General features: G+C 46.6%; 1 protein-coding gene and 2 rRNA genes (1 of these 3 cut by a window edge). 1 reads left to right on the top strand and 2 read right to left on the bottom strand.

From position 1 onward, the window contains the following. Window positions 1-506: 506 nt before the first annotated feature. Window positions 507-644 carry a DUF3951 domain-containing protein gene (locus A6755_RS28185; RefSeq protein WP_134402069.1) on the top strand — a complete coding sequence of 46 codons (138 nt, stop codon included), beginning with the start codon at window positions 507-509 and terminating at the stop codon, window positions 642-644. A gap of 184 nt (window positions 645-828) precedes the next feature. Here the strand turns inward: A6755_RS28185 and rrf are convergent. After that, window positions 829-944: ribosomal RNA gene (gene rrf / locus A6755_RS00005) — 5S ribosomal RNA — on the bottom strand. 64 nt (window positions 945-1,008) lie between these two features. Next, a 23S ribosomal RNA gene (locus tag A6755_RS00010) occupies window positions 1,009-2,500 on the bottom strand (it continues 1,441 nt past the right edge of the window).

The following is a 2,500-nucleotide window of genomic DNA, read 5'->3' on the forward strand; positions in this document are numbered from 1 at the left end:
ATTTAACGTTGGCGCTTTGTTTTGTTCAGTTTTCAAAGAGCAATTTCCACAATCGTTCTTTCGAACGGCTGTTTATTCATCATAACATCTTATTGATTAGTTGTCAACTTCTACGAAGTTTTTAACTTATTTTAAATCGCTGTGTTTTTCAGCGACCATTTCATCTTATCACTTTCATAGTAAGAAGTCAATAGTTATTATTTCTTTCAGCAATCAGCCAAAAGCGATGATGTTTTTGCGTTTGTCTTAGTTGGTGCTTATTTATATTAATCCTTTCCCACCATAAAGTCAACACATTTCACAATAAATAATTCTTTTTCTTAAAGTTAGGTGAAGAATGCTTCAAGATCCTTTTTACTAGTTGGACAGATCTGAAGGTATCCCTGCAAAACCTTAATGATTTTTATTTTTTGCGCTGTTTTCGTAAAGATCGTTGTTTTGAACAAAGGGATAGTAGGGGATATAGTGAGATGAAATAGTAAGCAATCTTTTTAAGGAGTGACTAAATGGCATATGCTTATAGTCCATTTGTTATTACTGTAATATGCTTTGTTTGTTATCGGCTGATTAAAAAGAAATCAGCACCTTCAAATAGATACACACCTTATGATGACATCACAAAGGAAAATAAAGATGACATATAAAACCGTTACAGGATACTACAAATCATCACATTCAATATGAAGAGAAATCAAATAACGACAAGACCATTTAAACAGCCTTTAATTATGTGTGCAAGAAAGCGACACTGTATGCGAAAAAAGATGCTATTTCCATGACCTTATGAATACAAAAAAAGACCAGCCGGATGGCTGATCTTTTTAAATGGCTTGGCGGCGTCCTACTCTCACAGGGGGAATCCCCCAACTACCATCGGCGCTGAAGAGCTTAACTGCCGTGTTCGGAATGGGAACGGGTGTGACCTCTTCGCTATCGCCACCAAACATAAAAGGAACGTTGTTCCTTCAAAACTAGATAATAAGAAGGTATTTCATTTTTTAAAAAGCGTTGGTTAAGTCCTCGATCTATTAGTATCAGTCAGCTCCACATGTCACCATGCTTCCACCTCTGACCTATCAACCTGATCATCTTTCAGGGATCTTACTAGCTTGCGCCATGGGAAATCTCATCTTGAGGGGGGCTTCATGCTTAGATGCTTTCAGCACTTATCCCGTCCGCACGTAGCTACCCAGCTATGCCTTTGGCAAGACAACTGGTACACCAGCGGTGCGTCCATCCCGGTCCTCTCGTACTAAGGACAGCTCCTCTCAAATTTCCTGCGCCCGCGACGGATAGGGACCGAACTGTCTCACGACGTTCTGAACCCAGCTCGCGTACCGCTTTAATGGGCGAACAGCCCAACCCTTGGGACCGACTACAGCCCCAGGATGCGATGAGCCGACATCGAGGTGCCAAACCTCCCCGTCGATGTGGACTCTTGGGGGAGATAAGCCTGTTATCCCCGGGGTAGCTTTTATCCGTTGAGCGATGGCCCTTCCATGCGGAACCACCGGATCACTAAGCCCGACTTTCGTCCCTGCTCGACTTGTAGGTCTCGCAGTCAAGCTCCCTTGTGCCTTTACACTCTACGAATGATTTCCAACCATTCTGAGGGAACCTTTGGGCGCCTCCGTTACTCTTTAGGAGGCGACCGCCCCAGTCAAACTGCCCACCTGACACTGTCTCCCACCCCGATAAGGGGCGCGGGTTAGAATTTCAATACAGCCAGGGTAGTATCCCACCAACGCCTCCACCGAAGCTGGCGCTCCGGCTTCTCAGGCTCCTACCTATCCTGTACAAGCTGTACCAAAATTCAATATCAGGCTGCAGTAAAGCTCCACGGGGTCTTTCCGTCCTGTCGCGGGTAACCTGCATCTTCACAGGTACTATAATTTCACCGAGTCTCTCGTTGAGACAGTGCCCAGATCGTTACACCTTTCGTGCGGGTCGGAACTTACCCGACAAGGAATTTCGCTACCTTAGGACCGTTATAGTTACGGCCGCCGTTTACTGGGGCTTCGGTTCAAAGCTTCGCTTGCGCTAACCTCTCCCCTTAACCTTCCAGCACCGGGCAGGTGTCAGCCCCTATACTTCGCCTTGCGGCTTCGCAGAGACCTGTGTTTTTGCTAAACAGTCGCCTGGGCCTATTCACTGCGGCTTTTCTGGGCTATTCACCCTAAAAAGCACCCCTTCTCCCGAAGTTACGGGGTCATTTTGCCGAGTTCCTTAACGAGAGTTCTCTCGCACACCTTAGGATTCTCTCCTCGCCTACCTGTGTCGGTTTGCGGTACGGGCACCTTACATCTCACTAGAGGCTTTTCTTGGCAGCGTGGAATCAGGAACTTCGGTACTATATTTCCCTCGCCATCACAGCTCCGCCTTAATGGAAACGGGATTTGCCTCGTTTCCGGCCTAACTGCTTGGACGCGCATATCCAACAGCGCGCTTACCCTATCCTTCTGCGTCCCCCCATCGTTCAAACGATGTATAGGTGGTACAG

The sequence above is a fragment of the Peribacillus frigoritolerans genome (assembly GCF_001636405.1).
Classification (GTDB): Bacteria; Bacillota; Bacilli; order Bacillales; family DSM-1321; genus Peribacillus; species Peribacillus frigoritolerans.